Raw genomic sequence first — 3,186 nt, 5'->3', positions numbered from 1 at the left:
ACGGTGCACAGACTAGGTCCTCGGGGTGACACCGGTCGAAACGGCGCGTATGTGACGACGGTCGTCACGGGGGCGGCACGGCGGCTCGGCCGGCCGGGAGCAGGGCGGCACCGCCCGGGCCCGGCACGGGGAGGCGGCTCCTGCCGCGCCACCGGCCTTCGCCAGGCTCCGCGGCGCGGGCCGGTCCCTCTCCCCTGGCGACCGGCGCCGGCCGGTGGCCCCGGCACTGCCGTCACCCCTCCGCTCACCGCGCCTGACGTCTGCGCGCCTCCGCGCCTCACCACAAGGCGGGGAGCCGGTCCGGAAACGGCGCCGCCCGCCGTCGCCCCGGGGACGGGACGGCGGCGGGCGGCGGATCTAGGCGGCGGACTTGTCGGTGGCGATGCGGGAGCGGACGGCGAGCTGGACGTCGTCCTCCTCGGCGGGGTCGGCCGCGAGCCGGCGCAGGCGCTCGGCGACACGGGCGTCGCCCGTCTCGGCGTGCCGCGCGGCCAGCTCCCGCGTGGACTCCTCGCAGTCCCACAGGCACTCGACCGCGAACCCGGCCGCGAAGGACGGGTCGGTGGCGGCCAGCGCCCGCGCGGCCCGGCCGCGCAGGGACGAGGAGGCCGTCTCGCGGTAGACGTGCCGCAGCACCGGCGCGGCACAGCCGATGCCCAGGCGGCCGGCGCCGTCCACGAGGGTCCACAGGGTCGGCGCGTCCGGCCCCTCGGTGCGCACCGCGGTCCGCAGCGCGGCGAGCACCAGCGCGCCGTCCCGGGCGTCGCCGCGCAGGGCGAGCACGCGGCCGGCGGCCGCGCCGAGCGGGTCGGGACGGTGGGACCAGGCGCGGGCCGCGTCGACGGCCGCGGCGGAGCGCATCCGCTCGAAGGCGTCGACGGCGGCCTCCTGGACGACCGAGGAGCCGTCCGCGACGGCGGCGTCGACGAGGTCGAGGGCCAGCGGGTCGCCGGTGTCGGCGAGGTGGCGCAGGGCGGCGGCGCGGGCGCCGTCGGGGCCGGACCTGCCGGCCTCCAGGAGTTCGGGGCGGTCCTCCGGACCGGCCACCGCGAGCAGGCAGCGGGCGGCGGGCGCCTGGAGCTGCACGCCTCGCTCGGCTCCCTCCTGGGCCCAGTCGAGGATGGCGCGCACGCCCCAGGAGGGCCGTGGGCCGGTGGAGTCGAGCTGGCGTTGCCAGCGGTCGAAACTGGCGGCGTCGCGGGCCGCGCGGACCCGGTCGCGGACGGCGGGGCGCGGGTCGTCGGCCCACAGCCGCCAGGGCCGGGGCTCGAAGGCGTCGCGCACCACCCCGGCGAGTTCGGCGTCGCCGGCCGCGTCGGCCGGGAACCGTGCCAGCACCGGCTCGGCCAGGGCGCGCAGGCCGGCGTCGTCGTCGCGCAGGGCGAGCTCGTCGAGGGCCCAGGCCCAGTTGGAGCCCTGGGCGGCGTAGCGGCGCAGCAGGTCCAGGGCGTCACGACGGCCGTAGGAGGCGAGGTGACCGAGGACCGACAGGGCCAGTCCGGTGCGGTTCTCCTCGGTGTCCAGGACGTCGTCGGGCCCGAAAAGGTGGGCCTCGACCGCCGCCAGGGCCCCGTCGAGGTCGAGATAGAGCCTGGCGTAGTAGAGGGAGCGGTTCTCCAGCTGCCAGTCGTGGCGCGGATCGTGGAGCACGCACCCGTCGAGGGCCGCCAGCGCCTCGGCGCGGGGGGCGGTGAGCGCGTGCAGGGTCCCGTCGCCTCGGCCCCGCTGGAGCAGGCCGAGCAGGGTGCCGCTGGGCGCTATGACCGGATCGAACATGGGAAACAGCCTCACATCAAGCGTCGACGCAACCGGGAGATCACTGCACCTGGCCGCGACAACACGTCCGGGCTCCCGCCGTTTTCTGCTCGTGGTAGACCATTTTCCTCTGCCTCTCGTCTGTGGTCCTCACGGACCGCTCACGGCCCACGCGGTTCGGCAACTCCTGCCCAACCGTCGCGTCCGTGAATCACCAGGCCATCATGACTCGCCGGTTCGCCGCGTGGCGACCGGATTTCGGTGGGGGCGTCCGGAGCGTCCCCCTCGACCGGCGCCCCGCCCGCGGTCGCCGGGGGTCCCGTCGTCGCCCGAGGTCAGGGCGGTGCGGCGGCCAAGGGTCAGGCGGCGCCGAAGAGTTCGAGCACCTCGGCCCGTCCGAACATGCGGGCCGTGTCGACGGCCGAGGGGGTGCCGGCGGCCGGGTCCGCGCCGCCGGCCAGCAGGGCACGGACGACCTCGGTGTCCCCCTTGAACACGGCGCCGGCCAGCGGCGTCTGCCCGCGGTCGTTGACCCGGTCGGCCTGGGCGCCGCGGTCCAGCAGGGCCCGGACCGTCTCCGCGTGGCCGTGGTAGGCGGCGAGCATCACCAGGCAGTCGCCCCGGTCGTTGGTGAGGTCAGCCGGAACGCCCGCGTCGAGGTACCGGACGAGCGGCCCGGTCTCGCCCTTGCGCGCCATCTCGAAGACCCTGGTCGCGAGTTCCACGACCTCCGGGTCGGGGGCTTCGCTCATCGCCCGGTCCGCCTCTCTCCTCGTGTCCGTACGGGTGGTGTCCACGGTGTCCGTCGGCCCGTACCGCCGTCCGGCGCAACGGCCGGCGGGGCGCGTCCGGGTGGACGGGACCCCGCAGAGCCTACGGCGTGCGGGCGGAAGGCCGGTCGAGGGCTCATATCCGGGCGTGCGCACCGGAACACACGCTCCACCGTACGAGTGAATCGACGACATGCCGGAGGCCGCTGCCCGGGTCCCGCGGACACGGCGGTGAGGATCATCGGCGTCCGCCCGCGGCCCTCGACGGGCGGCGGTGTACGCCATCGGGCACACGGAACCCCGCACGACACCTCCACCAACCGGGGGAAAACGTCAGGAAATCACTCAGTTGCACCTTTTGTCGTATCGATACATGCTGTGATCCTGGAACAACTCGTGGTGACTGTCCCCACCCGAACACCAGGAGATCCCCATGATTCTGTCCATCTCCGGCGTCGTGCTCTTCGGCATCATCGTCGTCCTCTTCTTCAGGAAGGACGGCCTCAAGGGCTCGCACGCCGTCGTCTCGGTCCTGTTCGGCTTCTACCTGTCCAGCACGGCCATCGCGCCGAGCATCAAGGCGGGCGGCGAGAGCCTGGCGAGCCTGCTGGGCGGACTGAAGTTCTGACCCGGGGCGGCCCCGCCCCCGCCTTCCCTCCCC

General features: G+C 75.0%; 3 protein-coding genes. 1 reads left to right on the top strand and 2 read right to left on the bottom strand.

Annotation, left to right across the window (positions count from 1 at the left end; translation table 11 throughout):
• Positions 1-357 precede the first annotated feature (357 nt).
• Together ACOV8S_RS29525 and ACOV8S_RS29520 are read right to left on the bottom strand one after the other, a co-directional pair.
• Positions 358-1,776 (bottom strand): HEAT repeat domain-containing protein, encoded by a 1,419-nt coding sequence (locus ACOV8S_RS29525; RefSeq protein WP_448321543.1) that lies wholly within the window; start codon positions 1,774-1,776, stop codon positions 358-360.
• 338 nt (positions 1,777-2,114) lie between these two features.
• Positions 2,115-2,507, bottom strand: a complete 393-nt coding sequence (locus ACOV8S_RS29520; protein ID WP_382557533.1) for an ankyrin repeat domain-containing protein — start codon at positions 2,505-2,507, stop codon at positions 2,115-2,117.
• Positions 2,508-2,958: 451 nt separating this feature from the next.
• On the opposite strand from ACOV8S_RS29520, the gene ACOV8S_RS29515 reads away from it, so the two are divergent.
• A complete protein-coding gene (locus ACOV8S_RS29515) occupies positions 2,959-3,153 on the top strand; it encodes a hypothetical protein (protein WP_351118565.1) in 195 nt (64 codons plus the stop codon).
• Positions 3,154-3,186 lie beyond the last annotated feature (33 nt).

Source organism: Streptomyces sp. CO7, assembly GCF_053474865.1.
The sequence above is the reverse complement of the archived record's forward strand: the minus strand, read 5'-3'. Positions and strand labels throughout refer to the sequence as shown.

Coding starts and splice junctions, on each gene's coding strand:
- ACOV8S_RS29525 (WP_448321543.1), bottom strand. CDS start 1,776: ATGTTCGATCCGGTCATAGCGCCCAGCGGCACCCTGCTCGGCCTGCTC.
- ACOV8S_RS29515 (WP_351118565.1), top strand. CDS start 2,959: ATGATTCTGTCCATCTCCGGCGTCGTGCTCTTCGGCATCATCGTCGTC.
- ACOV8S_RS29520 (WP_382557533.1), bottom strand. CDS start 2,507: ATGAGCGAAGCCCCCGACCCGGAGGTCGTGGAACTCGCGACCAGGGTC.